Origin of the sequence: Psychrobacillus psychrodurans (genome assembly GCF_050209195.1) — a bacterium.
In the GTDB taxonomy this organism is placed as follows: domain Bacteria; phylum Bacillota; class Bacilli; order Bacillales_A; family Planococcaceae; genus Psychrobacillus; species Psychrobacillus psychrodurans.
Map to the genome: position 1 here is coordinate 2,097,089 of NZ_CP189791.1, position 16,890 is coordinate 2,113,978.

Annotated in this window: 18 protein-coding genes; 7 read left to right on the forward strand and 11 right to left on the reverse strand. The window is 34.2% G+C overall.

Annotation, left to right across the window (positions count from 1 at the left end; all coding sequences use genetic code 11):
* Window positions 1-90 precede the first annotated feature (90 nt).
* Entirely contained in the window at window positions 91-693 is a 603-nt protein-coding gene (locus tag ACQCPR_RS09955; RefSeq protein ID WP_090569603.1) for a hypothetical protein, read from the forward strand.
* Window positions 694-750: 57 nt separating this feature from the next.
* Here ACQCPR_RS09955 and ACQCPR_RS09960 read toward each other — a convergent pair whose 3' ends face one another.
* The 4 genes from ACQCPR_RS09960 to ACQCPR_RS09975 form a co-directional block, all read right to left on the reverse strand.
* Window positions 751-1,872 carry a Ger(x)C family spore germination protein gene (locus tag ACQCPR_RS09960; protein ID WP_427136914.1) on the reverse strand — a complete coding sequence of 374 codons (1,122 nt, stop codon included), beginning with the start codon at window positions 1,870-1,872 and terminating at the stop codon, window positions 751-753.
* Complete coding sequence (locus ACQCPR_RS09965) at window positions 1,872-2,966, reverse strand: GerAB/ArcD/ProY family transporter (protein WP_139219701.1); 1,095 nt, start codon at window positions 2,964-2,966, stop codon at window positions 1,872-1,874. The genes ACQCPR_RS09960 and ACQCPR_RS09965 overlap by 1 nt, the downstream gene beginning before the upstream one ends.
* Before the next feature lie 7 nt (window positions 2,967-2,973).
* On the reverse strand, window positions 2,974-4,326 hold the full coding sequence (locus ACQCPR_RS09970) for a spore germination protein (protein ID WP_427136915.1): 1,353 nt from the start codon (window positions 4,324-4,326) through the stop codon (window positions 2,974-2,976).
* A gap of 298 nt (window positions 4,327-4,624) precedes the next feature.
* Window positions 4,625-6,625: an ABC1 kinase family protein gene (locus ACQCPR_RS09975; RefSeq protein WP_427136916.1), complete on the reverse strand. Its 2,001-nt coding sequence runs from the start codon at window positions 6,623-6,625 to the stop codon at window positions 4,625-4,627.
* Window positions 6,626-6,780: 155 nt separating this feature from the next.
* Between ACQCPR_RS09975 and ACQCPR_RS09980 the strand changes: the two genes are divergently transcribed.
* A complete protein-coding gene (locus tag ACQCPR_RS09980; protein ID WP_090569614.1) occupies window positions 6,781-7,638 on the forward strand; it encodes a manganese catalase family protein in 858 nt (285 codons plus the stop codon).
* Window positions 7,639-7,719: 81 nt separating this feature from the next.
* On the opposite strand, the gene ACQCPR_RS09985 is transcribed toward ACQCPR_RS09980, so the two are convergent.
* Together ACQCPR_RS09985 and ACQCPR_RS09990 are read right to left on the reverse strand one after the other, a co-directional pair.
* Complete coding sequence (locus tag ACQCPR_RS09985; RefSeq protein WP_090569617.1) at window positions 7,720-7,965, reverse strand: hypothetical protein; 246 nt, start codon at window positions 7,963-7,965, stop codon at window positions 7,720-7,722.
* A gap of 184 nt (window positions 7,966-8,149) precedes the next feature.
* The gene (locus ACQCPR_RS09990; RefSeq protein WP_090569620.1) at window positions 8,150-8,452 is read right to left on the reverse strand and encodes a hypothetical protein; all 303 of its coding nucleotides are present in this window, start codon (window positions 8,450-8,452) and stop codon (window positions 8,150-8,152) included.
* A 603-nt stretch (window positions 8,453-9,055) separates the two neighbouring features.
* Here ACQCPR_RS09990 and ACQCPR_RS09995 point away from each other — a divergent pair.
* Entirely contained in the window at window positions 9,056-9,280 is a 225-nt protein-coding gene (locus ACQCPR_RS09995; RefSeq protein WP_090569623.1) for a hypothetical protein, read from the forward strand.
* A gap of 53 nt (window positions 9,281-9,333) precedes the next feature.
* On the opposite strand, the gene arsC is transcribed toward ACQCPR_RS09995, so the two are convergent.
* The 5 genes from arsC to ACQCPR_RS10020 are packed head-to-tail and all read right to left on the reverse strand — an operon-like array spanning window position 9,334 to window position 13,127.
* A complete protein-coding gene (gene arsC / locus ACQCPR_RS10000; RefSeq protein ID WP_090569626.1) occupies window positions 9,334-9,756 on the reverse strand; it encodes an arsenate reductase (thioredoxin) in 423 nt (140 codons plus the stop codon).
* Between the two features lie 11 nt (window positions 9,757-9,767).
* Window positions 9,768-11,063: an arsenic transporter gene (locus tag ACQCPR_RS10005; protein ID WP_090569629.1), complete on the reverse strand. Its 1,296-nt coding sequence runs from the start codon at window positions 11,061-11,063 to the stop codon at window positions 9,768-9,770.
* A gap of 19 nt (window positions 11,064-11,082) precedes the next feature.
* On the reverse strand, window positions 11,083-11,289 hold the full coding sequence (locus tag ACQCPR_RS10010) for a hypothetical protein (protein ID WP_090569633.1): 207 nt from the start codon (window positions 11,287-11,289) through the stop codon (window positions 11,083-11,085).
* 14 nt (window positions 11,290-11,303) lie between these two features.
* Window positions 11,304-12,626 carry an NAD(P)-binding domain-containing protein gene (locus ACQCPR_RS10015; RefSeq protein ID WP_427138929.1) on the reverse strand — a complete coding sequence of 441 codons (1,323 nt, stop codon included), beginning with the start codon at window positions 12,624-12,626 and terminating at the stop codon, window positions 11,304-11,306.
* A gap of 54 nt (window positions 12,627-12,680) precedes the next feature.
* Window positions 12,681-13,127: a MarR family winged helix-turn-helix transcriptional regulator gene (locus tag ACQCPR_RS10020; protein ID WP_090569641.1), complete on the reverse strand. Its 447-nt coding sequence runs from the start codon at window positions 13,125-13,127 to the stop codon at window positions 12,681-12,683.
* A gap of 81 nt (window positions 13,128-13,208) precedes the next feature.
* On the opposite strand from ACQCPR_RS10020, the gene ACQCPR_RS10025 reads away from it, so the two are divergent.
* From ACQCPR_RS10025 to ACQCPR_RS10040, 4 genes are all read left to right on the forward strand, one after another.
* Window positions 13,209-13,709 carry a GNAT family N-acetyltransferase gene (locus tag ACQCPR_RS10025; protein ID WP_090569643.1) on the forward strand — a complete coding sequence of 167 codons (501 nt, stop codon included), beginning with the start codon at window positions 13,209-13,211 and terminating at the stop codon, window positions 13,707-13,709.
* A gap of 65 nt (window positions 13,710-13,774) precedes the next feature.
* Entirely contained in the window at window positions 13,775-14,677 is a 903-nt protein-coding gene (locus ACQCPR_RS10030; protein ID WP_427136917.1) for a DoxX-like family protein, read from the forward strand.
* An 11-nt stretch (window positions 14,678-14,688) separates the two neighbouring features.
* Entirely contained in the window at window positions 14,689-15,300 is a 612-nt protein-coding gene (locus ACQCPR_RS10035) for a DUF4166 domain-containing protein (protein WP_427136918.1), read from the forward strand.
* Window positions 15,290-16,858: a YndJ family protein gene (locus tag ACQCPR_RS10040; protein ID WP_427136919.1), complete on the forward strand. Its 1,569-nt coding sequence runs from the start codon at window positions 15,290-15,292 to the stop codon at window positions 16,856-16,858. The genes ACQCPR_RS10035 and ACQCPR_RS10040 overlap by 11 nt, the downstream gene beginning before the upstream one ends.
* Window positions 16,859-16,890: the final 32 nt, after the last annotated feature.

The window sequence follows — 16,890 nt, forward strand, 5'->3', positions numbered from 1 at the left end:
ACCGAGATTATTAGAAGCTACTAGACATAATTCCCTTTCAAGTTTGCATAAAATAGTAGAATACAACTCAAGTATGAAAGGAGATTTACTTTGATAGATGAGACGCAGAAACCTATTTATCAGCGATGGTGGTTTATTTTGTTCTTAGTATTTTTGGGGATAGGAATCATTTTATATTCAGTAATCCATACAGAAAAAACAGAAACAGATAGCATAGATGTTGCCGATATTATATTTTACAAGAAAATGGAAAAAGAAGAACTAAAAGAAAAAATGATGCAAAGCCATATGAATCCCGAAGTGATTGCCGCGGAAATAATTATGAAGAACTTTGGAACAACATACATCGAAAAGGAAAATGCTGTGGTATCATCTAGATTTGAAAGTGGAATATTGGAAACTATTGCATTGGAAGAAAGAATAATATCCACAAAAACCACAAGACATTCCTTTTTATACAACACAGTGGAATTTATGAAAGTGATGAAATCACAAGAAGAAGTTACTCAAGCGACTTTGATAGTACAAGCCCCACTTACAGATCGGTACGGCAATGTGGAGAATGGGGATGTAATGATAGTGCTAATGAGTAGGGAAACGTTAAATAAAATTAACTTTAACAATTTTAAAGCAGACAATCTATCAGCAGTGGCAGATAGCTACTGGGAACATCCTGCATTGTCCGCCGAATAGACACTATATCCCCAAAATATAAAATACCTCTTCAAAAATTAAGAAGAGGTAGATTCATCATTCTATTGTCCCAGTGCTTTTAAGATTTACATCCACTTTCAGATCAATTGGCAGCTCTGGATAGGCTTCATTCCATTTTTTCATAGTATCCTTATTATTAATGTGCATAGTTCTATACTTTAACCCAAAACCGATTGGATCTAAATTTTCCTTTTGGACAGTCGTTAAAAATTTCAACACATGTTTTTTCACTTCATCTTCAGCTAGTTTATTATATTTTTCTAAATTATTTAATGATAAGTCTTTATCGGACTCAATAATTTCACCAGTCATTTCGATTTTCATATTTATAGCAGTTGGCTTTTTATTCTCCGTAATTATTTTGTATTTCACCTTTGTTTTTCCAATATTCACTACAATATTATTTCCTTCAAACTCAATTTTATAACTATATCCTCCAAGATCATTTGCAAGAGTGTTGTATTCCCTCGTCAGCCTAGACGATAATTCAAAAGGAACTCTCCCTTCTTGAACGATTAATGATTTATTTACTATTAACTGAGAACCATCATCGTTTGTCTCAACAATTGGTAGAACAGGATCAATACCTAAACTACGGGTGTTTCGCCTAAATTCAAACATAAAGGCGGAGACAATATAAGGACTTTCCGTTCCAGTATTATCGAAAAACCTTGTTATCGATGTAGACACAGCTTCTTCCGCTTTTGGCTCAGCTCTTAAAACCTCTTCTGCAGATTCTTTAGCTACCCCTACCCATGCAATTAACTGCATATCACCTCTTCGAACAAAATAATCCATCACATCTTTAATATTATTCTCGAGTAATGCTTCGTTTACCATAATGATTTTAGTATGCCCAAATTCTAACGTTTTGTCTGTATGAGTTTCTAGTATTCGTACTGCTTCTTCAATGTTTTCTCCTTCATGTACGAGGTACTGATAGCTCGGTTTTTTTTCTTGTTTAATCGAAGCTACTGGAATGGATAATTTAAGTGTAACTTTGTAATGACCTTCCTCTTTTTCAGAAGGATCAACACCAATTCCAATTATAAACAATCTATTATCAATATCTTTAAATCCGCAACCAGCCAATAGAACTATACATTGGATGACAATAACATACAGAAAAACCGCTTTTCTTCTGTCCAACAAGTACATTATATTTTTGCCCTCCTTTTTGCTACAAACAAAGAAAGGAATAAAATAAAATAAAATAGTGGAAAAATATTATAGAAATAACTTGAGTATTTAAACAGTTCAAATTCATCAATTTTTGTAACCAAATAAATAGAGACTGCACCGAAGAGAACAACAAAAAAGTAGGATGTCAGATTTTTATTTTTCCACTTCAATTTATTAAAATGAAAAATACTTTCAAATAACTTTAACGATACATGCCAATGAACTAATAAACTCAAAAAAGAAATCCCTAAAAAGATAATAATAAATATGAAAACCAAACGCTCAATAACCCCATACTTCATCCTTACGGAATCACTTGTAGATACCCATGGAAAGTTCATATGTTCAATTTGTTCAAAACCATTAAATCCAATGGGTATGAAGTAAGTTATAAATAATACAACTGCACCTACAGTACTGATGATAGATATTTGCTTAAATCCAAATTTGAGCTTTTCTTTAAAGAAGCTATTAAAGATAACAATATTTACAACTCCAATAAAAATGTAGGATGCCGCTGAAAAAGACCTATAGCTTGGAGTAATATTAATATTCATCATAGCTACTTGGACAAAATTCCACTCTAAATTGCTATCAGTAATTATCTTTACGAATAAAAATATTAGGATCGGTAACAGTAAAACAAATACTGTTTCAAGCGTAAACAATACACTTTCAGATTTCATCAACATACCAAAAGAAACTATTATGACAAATGCAAGAGTTGTTGTAATTAAAGGAGTTTCTAGTGAAACAAAAGTTGTAAATAAAAATACATAAGTAATAAGTGTAATAGTCCCAGCTAAAAACCATGAAATCCCAAAATAAACTATTACAGGTATATAAAACCACTTTGAGGTGTGCTTTTTCAATATTTCAGGAAAACTTAGTCCACTGAATTTATTAAAAAATAAAATTACAAAATAAGTAAATATTACACCTACAAAAAGCGCAGCAATCATAGAAAAAATTACTCCATTTTTACTTTCAATCACTAATATTCGAGGGACTGTTGCGATTATATTTGCTACCATAGTTACAAAAATTAAATAATACATATAGCGGCTCAATGGAAATTTACACCTCTTTTTCCCTCTTCGTACTTTTCCAATTTATCTTTAAAAACGGTTCACCAAAGCTTTCTTTGTTTGTTAAGAACATTATGATTCCTAAAAATCCAAGCATTAAACCAACCGTGCCGAATAGGGTCGTGAATGCTAGTAATACATATCTACATATTCTTATGGCAAAGCTCATTTCGCTTATTGGAATAACAAAACTAGTGATTGCTACAGCTGATACAATGATGATCATTATATTGGAAGTAAGTGCGGCCTCAGTGGCTGCTGTACCTAATATTAATCCCCCAACAGTTGTAGCTGTCGCACTTATAGCTTTTGGTAATCGGATACTCGCCTCTATTAAAAACTCCATAAAAAGCAGCATGAAAAGTACTTCTATAAATGATGGATACGGTACACCCAGCCTGCTCCCAGCTACTGATAGTGCAAGTTCCACACGAAAAATATCAGGTGTATAAGAAGTGACTGCTACATACATAGCTGGGAGTAGTATACAAGTTAATATCCCAACATATCGTAAGATTAAAGTAAAAATAGAAATCCAAAATGAATGATAGTTATCCTCCATAGAGACCATAAAATCATAGAAAACAACTGGTGCTACTATTGCTTGGGGACTACCGTCCATCAAAATCACTACTTTTCCATTAGCCAAATTATAAGTAATTCGATCTGGTCGTTCCGTTAAAAGTAATACTGGAAATAGAGAAAATTTCGTGCTATTTAAAAATAGTTGTAAGTCTCCTGAAGATTCTATAAGAGGATTGTCCATTTCTTTGATTTTTTTTTGTATTTTATCTAATACAGATTGTTTAACAATTTTCTTATCATAAATAAGCGCTATTGATTGGTGTGATTTATCTTTTAATTGAACCGTTTCAATTGTAAGTGAAGGTTCAAGATAACGATGTCTAATCATATTTAAATTGGTTTCAATAGCTTCACTTAGTGCAAGCTGGGGGCCATATATAGTAGGCTCCATTAAAGCGGGTTGAGGTGTACTTGCCGTAATCATTTTTATATCTACTAGAAAAAATTGTTCTTGTATCGCTATTAATACATGCCCTTTCGTCAACTGTATTAAAAGTTCATCCCCCGTTTTCATCTTTGCAATATCTGGGAGGGACTGTATATAAGAAGAGAAAAATTCTGTAGATTTGAGCTCAAAAAAGGGTTTTATAATTATATTTTGTAATTTTAATCCATCTACAACTGTCTTTAAGTAGAGCACAAAAGCATAATTATCACCAAGCTGCAAAGGTATTGTCAAAATATCCTCAGAATTATTCATTTTTTCAACTACTTCTTTCATCAGCTTAGGAGTACTCGGCTTCTCGTTCGCACACAATGTATACACCCCATTTTAGGAAAAAATTGAATATACATAGGGTAACCGAATGTACTAGTTTTTATCCTTCAGATCAAAAAACCATTTCAAAATTGAAATGGTTTTTTAACGTTGAAAAATAAGACACCGTTGCTTATGGGATATAATGCATGGACTATGAACTATATCGGAGAAATTATGGGCTTTTCTCACGTTGTTAATACCCAAATGCTTAGTTATGAACTATTTATCAGCGATAATAGGCTCAATTGTAAAATTTAAGGGCTTTCTGCTATTTTGCAATTTTATCAGCAAAAACTTACCTATCACTTTTCATCAGTCGTATAGCCTGTATAGATAATCTAACTAGTAACACAGCACATAAAAACAAACCAACATACGCTGCAGTGTTTAAATATATTGCAAATTCTGCCTCTATAAACTGCCCTATTGCTAATAATGCAACCGATATTATTCCAAATGTAATGCCTACCATTAATAGAATGAAGCGAGAAAATAATTGTGTGATAAACATAGAATTACTTTTATCAGAAAAAATATCATGGTGTAATGTTATCTTCCCACTTTCCACACGCTGAATAAGATGATCTACTCGTCTTGGAATTTTACGAAGCGTAGGTAACAGCAAAGCAAATTCTTCTTCTAAACGTTCAAAGGTCTGCTTTGGTTTTTTAAATGGTTTTTTCCATAACGATGCCATATATTCTGTAGAATACTCTTTTGCCTCATTAAAAATATCAAAATCACTTTTTACCATGTGTAATGTGCCGTCGAGTGTAACTAAAGCTCTTAGCGCAATACCTACGGATGGATAGAAAGATAAGCCGAATTTCTTAACGACTTCAAAAAATGCTTGAATCAATTCCTCCGTTGGAATATGAGAAATATAAGAAATTCTTAACAATAATTGAGCCATAGCATGTTCTAATTTCTCCCGCTCAATATGATCTACATCCTCTACCAATAGAGATAGTGCATCGTATAAAATATCCGAATCATTCTGTTGAATACCCAATAAAAACAACTTCATTCCCTCTTGCTGGGGCTGTGCTAAGCGACCAACTGCTCCAAAGTCTAAGAAAATTGGGGTTCCGTCGACATCATCTATAAAGATATTACCTGGATGTGGGTCCGCATGGAATATTCCAGAATACAGCAGCTGATCAAAAAATGAATATAGGACAGTACGGGCAAACTGTTCTCTGTCCACTCCGAGTGACCTGAAAAGTGTATCCCCATATGCCACACTTTGGCCATGAACATACTCGAATATAATCAAATGATCATTACTTATTTCCGTATAAATATGTGGTATTTTCACTGTATACGAACTATCTTTCAAGGCTGTTGTTACTTGTAAGGCATTTCGCATTTCAATCTCAAAATCAACTTCTTCTCTTAGATTCTCCGCGAATCCTAGCGCAAGTTCACGAAAACCAAGCTTCTCAGCCCATGAAGATTTATCCGAGAACCATGTAGCGAAATCTACTAATATATTTAAATCATCTCGCATCATATCTTTAATATCAGGACGTAAAATTTTCACTACTACTTCTTTATTATTTGAACGAAGTATTGCTTTATGTACTTGACCTATAGATGCAGAAGCAATAGGTGTTAAATCGAATTCAACAAACATATCCTCCATTTTATAAGGCAAAAAGGACACTAAAATAGAACTCACTTGTTCATTCGTTAAAGGCTTAACATGCTGTTGTAATGATTCTAATTCTTTTACGAATGCAGCTGGCAATATATCCCCTCTTGTAGAAAGAACTTGACCAAACTTCACAAAAACACCACCAGATTGCTCCAATGTATCTTTTAATGCTTTTGCTAGTTCTCTCTCACTTTCCTTGAACTTCGAATATTTAATTGTCCGAGATATACCATTTTTCATAGCAATTTGGACAACCTGTCTCAGTCTTCTCTGACTACGCCAATTATTTCTTAAGCGAATTAATAATGATATATTCCCAGATACTCTTTGCCCCTTTTCACCAATCGCCATTGGATCAAATAATTCAAAGAAAAGGTACAGCAACATTGATATTAACAACATACTTCCTATCCATATAATTGTGCTTACATCCATATACGTATATACAAAACTTTCTGATAAGAAATCTGTTCCACGTAAATAGGCATACCAATAGACAAAGGAAGTAAAAAACACACTAATTACAACCGCCATAATACGTTTTACAAGGTTGATCTGCGAGCCCATTAATCGTCCACTCACGAAAAAGATGAAGAATGAGATAACTAAAATTTGAACTAATATCTTCAAATAAATCATATAGCACTCCCCTTTCACACTAAGACTATTCCCTTTCTTTCATTTTATTAATCTTCAGTTTCTTACACAAATAAAAACATCTACTATATTTAATGTATAAAGGTGATTGCGATTCAAATACTAGGTATCAATAAAGAATGAAATGAGGATGAGGAATGTATTATTATAAGGAAGAATTGATAAATCAAATAGTCCCAGACCAGCCAGACCCTGCTGCTGCAAAGGTATTACAAGAAATATTGGGCGGTCATTTTGGTGAGATGCGTACAATGATGCAGTATTTTTTTCAAAGCTCTAACTTTAGAGGAAAGGAAACACAATTTAGAGATTTGCTTAGAGGAGTGTTTCTAGAGGAAATTGCTCATGTAGAATTAGTACAAAATACGATTAATCAGTTATTAAATGGGTCAGGTGAATCCGCAGTGCCTGGAAATACTGGTATAGATGGGGCTCCTCTCGATGAAGCAATAAAACATGCAAACCCTCATCATTTCATTATTGGTGCGCAAGCTTCCTTACCTGCCGATGCGGTAGGAAATCCCTGGAATGGTTCATGGGTTTATAGTCATGGAAATTTAATAGGAGATTTACTTGACAACCTTGTTCTTGAGTCAACAGGAGTCCTCCAAAAAACTAGAATTTATGAAATGAGTTCCAACAAAACATTCAGAGAAACGCTTGCATTCCTTATCGTAAGAGATAACTCCCACCAAAACGCGTTTGCTAAGGCATTAGAAACACTTGGTGTACAGTGGGGAAAACTGTTCCCTGTACCAAATTACGATATTAACAAATACCCCGAATGTAAGAAGTATATAGATATGGGTTATCATAACTCCACATTCAACTTTCGATTGGATCCTACTAGAATTGCTGAAATCATTCATGGCACTAGCCCTAGTCGTAATCATGGTGACCTAACTGTTACAGATCCACCCGCTGGTTTTCCACTCCCCTTGATGCCAGAAATGCCAAATGAACACAGTCCTGGCCTAAGTGATATGCAATTCTAATGATCAAATAGAAACAAAAAAACTCAAGTAGTTATTACTTGAGTTTTTTTCGGAGACACGACTAGATGAGCGAATTCTCCCCTATTCCTCTTGTATAAACTTTACCACATCATATTGACAGTTTTGGCAAACCATTAAATGTGGACAAATCTTATCTTTTGCTGTGTTCGGATAGCCATCTCCCATTTTCACGGTCTCTTCATCATTATAATGACCGTATGGATCCAAATAATCAGATATTTTTCCTGAGTCCTCCAACTGAGTTTTACATTTGGGACAATTTATGTTGAGTACTTTTAATGAATTACATAAAGGACATATGGCCATAAGTAGTATCTCTCCTTTTACATTCCTGCTTAGTATCCAATTGTATATAAATATTATGCAACAAAATTTTTCTGGATCTAATTAGAGTGAAAATAAATGAGAGAAGAGTAAACTTATAAGGTTTATATCCTCTGACAGGGAATTCCGTTATGTAATTGACAATTTTTCATAGACCAACCTGCTTTTACCCTAATAACAATTTCAAAACTGGTGGTATTAATAGTAAAACAATGGAACTTATAATAAGTATTTGCGAGACTTTTCTCGGAAGTTTTTCTATACCTTTCCCCTTGTACCAACCACTGAATTGCAACTTATTTCTATATAGAACAAAAAACAAAACAAAAATAGCAATAAATCCAATCGAACCTAACTTTTCTGGATGAATGCCCATTTCTAAGTATACGTTTTCCAATATATAACCTAAAGCACTTCCCACAATAGCAAACATAATAATAATTCGGATTAACTCCAATAACACTCTCATGTAAATCTCCTATCTTGTCATCGATACAAATTCTATTAGCTTAATAGCCTAGATGCCCTTTTAGAATTTGTAAAACAGTGGTTTATTTTAGTCAGTACTTTCAATGAAATATATTGTTAATATTATCCCATCCATATATGAGTTCATTTAATTTCTCACCCGCAAACTCTACCTCAACTTTTCCAATTTGTTTGCCGCCCATAGCCTCATAAAACAGCCTTGAGCTATTATCCTCTAATGTTTTTATAAGTAGTCCTTCCAGCTTTCCACATGCACTAAAGCTATCTCAGTTGCGTCAGAAACCTTTGCTTCTCTCATTATCATTCCGACCACTCCCTTTTATACAAGGTCTATTATATGAAAGTATTTACCCTACTTATTGATTTTACTTTAAGTGAAGATTATTTTGGTATTTAAATCGAGTACAAGCGTTAAAAAGCATACAATAATATAGATTTCTGCTTAAAAGTAGATGGAGTGGAATAATATTCTCCATCTACTTTTTTAGTTGTTAAACAGATTCTAAAAGTTTATGTTTTTGAATAAGAGGTACATAGAAACTAAGTCTATAAAATAATTTACGATAAACTGGAGGCAAATAAGATGAAAAGAAAAATGATTGCATTACCTTTAGCAATATCTTCATTACTTATTCTCGGAGCATGTGGTGATGACGATGCAGATGTGGATGATATTGAAGTAAATGATCCATTGTTAGAAGATGATGGAGAAAATGACGCAGGAATTGAAAATGAAGCGAATGATGAAGAAGAAAAAATACAGGATGATGATACCACAGACAATTCGTCTGATAATTCAAACGAGTAAATAAAGAAGCACTTTTCACTCCGAATTAGTGAAAAGTGCTTTTAATATTAGCCCTATTTATTACTTTCTAATGCAAATTGTCGAATTTTAATTCCGATTTCATCACGAATTCGTTGGAATACACTCCACTTTTCCTCTGCAGTTCCAGTAGCTTTCGCTGGGTCTTCGAAGCCCCAATGTTCTCTTTTAACATTTGGTGGTGTTATTGGGCATTTGTCTGCTGCGTCGCCACAAAGCGTTACGACTAAATCTGCATGGTTTAGAATTTCTAAGTCAATAATATCAGAAGTTTGTCCAGAAATATCAATTTCTACCTCATTCATAGCCTTTACAGCATTCGGATTAAGTCCATGCGCCTCAATCCCAGCACTAAATACATCCCATTTATCACCTAAATATTTCTTTGCCCACCCCTCAGCTATTTGGCTACGGCAGGAATTGCCTGTGCATAGAAAGTAAATCGTTTGTTTTGTCATAAAAATCTCCTTTAAAAAATTAATAACGTTAAGTAAAGTCCAAACAAAGTGATGAACAAAATAGGTACCGTTAAAATTATGCCTGTTTTAAAATATACGCCCCAGGATACTTTCACCCCTTTTTGAGATAGGACATGTAGCCATACTAATGTCGCAAGTGAACCAATTGGCGTAATTTTTGGGCCAAGATCGGAACCAATTACATTTGCATATATAAGTGCTTCTCGTATTACTCCCGAAGTATTCGTTTCAGCAATCGCAAGTGCATCAATCATAACTGTAGGCATATTATTCATAATTGATGATAGAAATGCTGCAATGAATCCCATAGACATGGTTGCCACAAATAAACCTTGTTCTGACACAAACTGAATTACACCTGCTAACGAATGTGTAAGCCATGCATTTCCTAATCCATATACAACGACATACATACCAACCGAGAAAAACACTATATTCCATGGTGCATTTTTTATTACACTAGTAGTATTCACTACATGACTCTTTTTTGCCATTAATATAAAAAATATGGCAACAACTCCTGCTACAATTGAAACAGGCAGATTTATGAATTCACTAGTAAAATAACCAACTAGTAGTATTAATAATACGTACCAGGAAAGATGGAACATTTTTAAATCTTTAATAGCTTCTTTCGGTTCTTTTAATCTGGATAAATCATATGTTTTTGGAATGCTATTTCTGAAATATATAAATAACACACTAATCGTTGCAATTAACGAGAATAAGTTCGGAATAATCATTCTTGAAGCATATTCCACAAAACTAATTTGGAAAAAGTCTGCCGAAACGATATTAACTAAATTACTAACTACAAATGGTAGCGAAGTCGTATCTGCAATGAATCCGCTTGCCATAATAAATGGAAAGATCATTGCTTCTTTAAAATTCAAATGACGTACCATTGCCAATACAATAGGGGTCAATATTAATGCTGCTCCATCATTTGCAAAAAACGCTGCGACTATTGCCCCTAATATACTTACATAAATGAACATCTTGACTCCATTACTTTTCGCTGCTTTTGCCATATGGAGTGCCGCCCATTCAAACAATCCAATTTCATCTAAAACCAATGAAATTAGTATAATTGCAACAAAAGACAACGTTGCATTCCATGTTATTCCGATTACTTCCTGAACATCCTGTATACCAACTACTCCCACTAACAAAGCCACTAAAGCTCCGCCACATGCTGTCCAGCCTATTGATAAATTCTTCGGCTGCCAAATAACAAATGCAAGTGTAATTAGGAATATCAGTGATGCTAATATTGCATCTGTCAATTTATACTCTCCCTTGTTGCTAAACTATTTTGGATTTATATATATCTGCTGCCTGTAAAAAGTGATAGTAACTGTACTCTCCAAATGTATCCTTGTTACCCTTAAAAAAATGTTCGAACATATATTCTCTTGCTTCTTCCAGTGAACACGTTTTGGTAGCCATAATTAGTTTTAAATAGGATATAAAATACTCTTTTGATAATTTGCCACCATTATTAACAGTCATAATTATTTACTCCTTTAGCATCCTCCACAGCAGGATGAACCTGCTTGAGATGCTTTAATATCCGTGCTGCACACTCCAGTTTCCGGTAAATCCAATTCTATCGCCTTCGATGCTGTTAAATCTCCAGTTAGATAGGCAACTACCGATCTAACCTGTTCATAACCAGTTGCCATTAAAAATGTAGGAGCACGGCCATAGCTTTTCATCCCGACAACGTAAAAGTTCTTTTCTGGCTGACGCAAAATTTCTTCACCATGAGGACGAACTGTCCCACAACTATGCAAATTAGGATCTATTAAAGTGGAAAGAGCTTCTACACTTTCTGTGCCAACATCTACACTTAATCTAATTTCTCTCAAGAAAGAAAAATCTGGACGACTTCCTGTATTGGCAATAATCTCATCTACTTCAAGTTCAAAAGGTTTTCCGTTTAATTGACCAATTATTTGAATTCCTGTTGGTGCGTCCTTTAGTTGCTGTATATAGAATGGAGTAATTGGTTTTACTGTTCCATTATCCACTAAGTGATGAATTCTACTACCAAGCTCACCTCTTGCTTCCAGTGCATCCTTTTCCTCTCCACCATAAGCATCTTCTACTTTTTTCTTCCTCATAATCCAGTAAAGTTCTTGACTACCTGACTCTGTAAGTTCAAGAATAGTGTTAATAGCAGAATGACCTCCCCCAATTACTGCAACTCGTTTATCACTGTATTTCCCCCTGATAGTAGCAGTGTTAGGAATGCCATAATAAATGTGATCTTGTAAGACTTTTTCTTCTAGTGTCCAAACATTATCCGTGTTTATAGGATTCGGATGTGACCAAGTACCAGAAGCGTCTATTACTGCTTTTGCTTCTATACGGCTTGTAGTTCCATCTTGCTCCAAATATATAGCAAACGATGCATTTTCCCTATCTTCGGTCTTCATTTTATCTAATCCTTTTTTGCTTACCGCAGTAACAATAGAATTAAATAAAATATGTGGTTGTATTTGAGGTAATTCTGAAAGTGGTTCTAAATATAGTTCAACTAATTCCTTACCATTAGGTAATTCCTCAGCTGGTGGTGCAATCCAATTATTATGTTCTAGGAGCTTTCTGGCAATTTTATCAATATTATATTGCCATGGAGAAAATAATCGAACATGACCCCATTGACGGATGTTAGAACCAACTTTTTCTCCCGATTCCACTAGGATAAAAGGTTCCCCGCGCTCGGCTAAATGTGCAGCAGCCGCAAGTCCTATAGGCCCTGCACCGATAATTGCGACAGGCAAATGATCTATGTCATTATTAGGTATACAACATAAAGACTTATCAATAATATTAAAATTCATCATAATAAAGGATTCCTTTCTTTAAATACTTGTATTTTACAAATAAATTCTATATTAGCATACCGTATTACAACAGACACTAGATTTGGACATAGCTTTATTTAATAGTTCTATTGAACGTAAAACTGTGTCACGTTCGAATTCATTCATGTGGGAGAACACTTCTTCCAAATAAGTATTCATCGACTCATCAATTGTAGTGGCAACAAACTTACCTTGTACGGTTAGAGCTAATAAGGAAACCCTTTTATCTTGGGCAGAAGGTGATTTTGTGACGAGCTCCATTTTAATGAGGTTTTGAATTTGCCTACTAAAGGTAGTAATATCCATCGCTAATAATTCTGCTACTTGCTGCATAGAGGATTCAGGCTGTTTATCGATTTCATATATAATGTGACTTTGAACAGTTGATATTTCTACTGCACCAATGGAACAGCAGTTTTTATTGAGTAGTCCAAATCTTCTTGTTAAAAGCTGAAATAATTCTCGTTTGTTTTCCATCGAATTCACTCCCTTATTTATTTATATTATAATTACTTGTATAATGCAAGTATAAAATAACTTTTTGAAGGAGCAAACACTATGCTTTTAAAATTCGAGAAAGCTTCTAGTAAAGATTGGGAGCAAATTAAATATATTTATGAATGTGGCATTCAAACAAATAATGCTACTTTCGAAACGGAAGCACCTATGACTTTTGACAAGTGGATATCTAACAGTTTCAAAAAATGTAGCAATGTTATTAAAGATGGGGATCTATTATTAGGTTGGTATAAACTTTCTCCTGTTTCTAACAGAATGGTTTATGATGGGGTCGGCGAGGTTAGTATTTATGTCCATCCGAAAGCAAAAGGAAAGGGCGTGGGACATATGCTTTTAGATCATTTAATAAAAACATCTGAAGAAAATGGATTTTGGACCTTGCAGTCATCTATTTTCCCGGAAAATACTGCTAGTATTCATCTGCATTTAAACCATGGTTTTAGAGATGTCGGATATCGTGAACGAATTGGGAAAGTAAATGGAGTATGGAGAGATAATTTACTTTTTGAAAGAAGAAGTAAATTAAACGGAATAAATTGAAATTTAATGATAACGAATAGGCAAAAGATCATACCTTTGTGGTATTCTCAGGAAGGGGTGCAATAATGAAAAACAAACCGATATATGTAGAAATTCTGATTGAAGATAATGTAGAACGTGTTTGGGAGGCTTCCCAAAATCCCACATTGCATGAGCAATGGGACTTACGCTTTTCTTCTATTACTTACTTGCCAAAAGAAGAAAATGAAGCACAACTATTTGAATATAAAACGAAAATAGGTTTCGGAATAGCTATAAATGGCTGGGGCAAAAGTGTCGGTACCTTACATTCTAAGAACGATTCAAGAACATCTTCCCTTCATTTCGGGTCGGACCATTATTTATCTCCTATTAAAGAAGGAAAAGGTTATTGGAAGTATATTCCTGAACAGAGTAACACTAAGTTTTTCACTCAATACGATTATGAAGTGCAATTTGGCACACCTGGTAAATTGCTGGATAGAATTGCTATTAGACCTTTAATGGGATGGGCAACTGCACTAAGCTTTGATGTCTTAAAAAGGTGGATTGAAAAAGGAGATGCCCCATCAGGACAATATATACGATTTTTTACACATTGGATAATTACTTTTCTATTCTTTTTCGTTTGGATTTATCAAGGGTTAGTTCCCAAATTAATCATGATGCATCCAGAGGAAGTTGCTTTGACTAACGCATTACTACCTCTCAAGCCAAGTGATACTAATAATATGGTCGCTGCTATTGGCGTGATTGAAATCATTTTCGGATTAATTTGGATTCTCTATCAAAATAAAACAAGATTACTTAGATTGCAGTTAGTCATACTTCCACTACTCACTATTTCTGCAATCTTTGCCGACACTTCAGTACTTTCACATCCATTCAATCCGATAACATTTAATTTATCTTTAATCGTTCTAACAATTATTGGTTTGTTAGCAGGTAAGGATATCCCAACAGCTAGAAGCTGTAAACGCGTAAGGTAAGGAGCTTATACATGTCCATTTATAAAGAAATTCTTGGTAACCAATTTTATAAAATGCACCCAATGCTTCAAAAAAGATATGGGTTTAAAGATGGTAAAACCTTTAAAGCAACCGGAGTAATGCATGAAATAACTAGTGGCCCAAAGTGGCTATATCTATTCAAACTATTTGCTGCACGCAGAAAATTCTTGTTCCCTGAACATGGGAATAATATACCTTTTCAAATTGTCAATAAACCACAAATTGGATCTAACGGTGAACAACAGGTTCACTGGGAAAGAAAATTTTATTTCCCAAATAATAACCGGGATTTTAATGCTCTCATGACCTTAGATATAAATAAGGAATTAGTGAAAGACTACTTAGGTGAACCTAGTCTAATTTACTCTGAGTTGACTTTTGAAGTTACAGATCAAGGACATTTAAGAATCGAATCACAAAAACAACGACTCGTACTTGGAAAATTTGAATTGCCTATTCCAAAATCTTTTCAAGGAAACGTTTTAGTCAAGGAAAGTTATGTGAAGGAAAATGAGAGTTTTTGTATACATGTATGGATTACGAACCCGCTAATTGGTACTTTATTTGAATATAAGGGGGAATTCCGAGCTGATGACTTATAAGATTCTTGCTAGTATACATATAATTTTATTTACTTTTACTGCATTATTTACTGTGAATCCTTGGTACTTTTTAATGCTGACAATAGCACAACTCTTATTTGTCCCGCTAACTTTGCAACTCATTCTAAAACTAAAACTACGAATGTATTACTTTGTTCTTCCTGCTGTTTTTTCGGTTATTGTACTTCAAATAACAGAAAAAACTAGTTTTGACTTTATCCTTGCTTTCATCTATTTACTGTTTACTTTTGCCGTTGCTATATGCGGATTTATTCGTTTTGCTAAAAGAGGATTTACTCATTTAGAGGAGTTTTCCATTGATGTTGGTCTCATGTATTTATCCATGGGGGGGATATGGTTTTTTATTTACGAAATAGGGTTTGATACTGGGTTCTCCCCTATGTTAACTTGGCTTACGGCAATCCATTTCCATTATTCATCTTTTCTATTACCTATTTTTATAGGGTTTGCTGGTAGACTTTATAAACCTAAGAGTTACCCATTCTTTGCTACGATAATTTTAGTATCACCATTAATAGTTGCAGCAGGGATTACATTCTCCCCTTGGCTTGAGTTAGTATCTGTCCTACTATATATTATTGGTATTTATGGATTTATCGTTCTAGCGTTTAGAATTCCATTTAAAGGACTTGTACAAAAAACGCTGATTTTAATTTCGTTTAGTGCATTAGGAATTACTATTATTTTCTCTTTACTATATGCGCTTGGAAATGCTTTTGGAGTATTCCAGGTCAGTATTGAGTTTATGTTAAAGTTTCACGGATTTTTTAACTGTTTGTTATTTGGATTAGTTGGTATTATCGGTTGGTCTATTTCAACACCTGCTCCCCTATACAAAGAATTGAATGTTCCAATAAGTCATATACGTGGGAAATTTGTTATTGGTGAACAAATACTAGAGCCAAACAAAGGTAACGAATGCTACACTGGACTCGTAGATGATATGGGGGTTTATGTTAACAGGGATAATGTGAAGTCTACAATTATAGAATTCTACGAAAATACTAAACAGTACTATTTGTTTTCAGAAGTACATTGGTATCCGTGGTTTAAACCAATTGCGGCTGTCTATAGAGTTATTAGTCAAAGAATCCAACAGTTGAATTTACCCTATTCTTCTAAGAAAACGGAAATGACTGGTGACATTATTGCTGTTAACGACGGTCGTATTAGAACTAGGGCATGGCTTCGAAAAATAGAATCTGACGTTATTTTTGTGGCCTTATACTCTTCATATGTAAAGGGCGAGAAAACTTATATGAATATTGCACTTCCACTCCCTTTCACATCCATGATTGGCATACTTGAACTGCATGAACAAAACAATGGAAACCTAATATTAACAAGTCGCGGAAACGGCAATTCTGATGCTGGAATTTACTTGACGTTTCGCAACATTGTCTTTAAGCTGCCACTTCAGGAGCAGTTTTTTATAGATGAAGAACCAAGTGGAGACCTTTTTGCTAAACATCGGATGAAAATCTTCTCCATTCCTTTTTTGGATATTGACTATACTATAGTGAAAAAAGAAAAGTAGAACTTGAGTGAAATTTCATGAAATGCCATGGA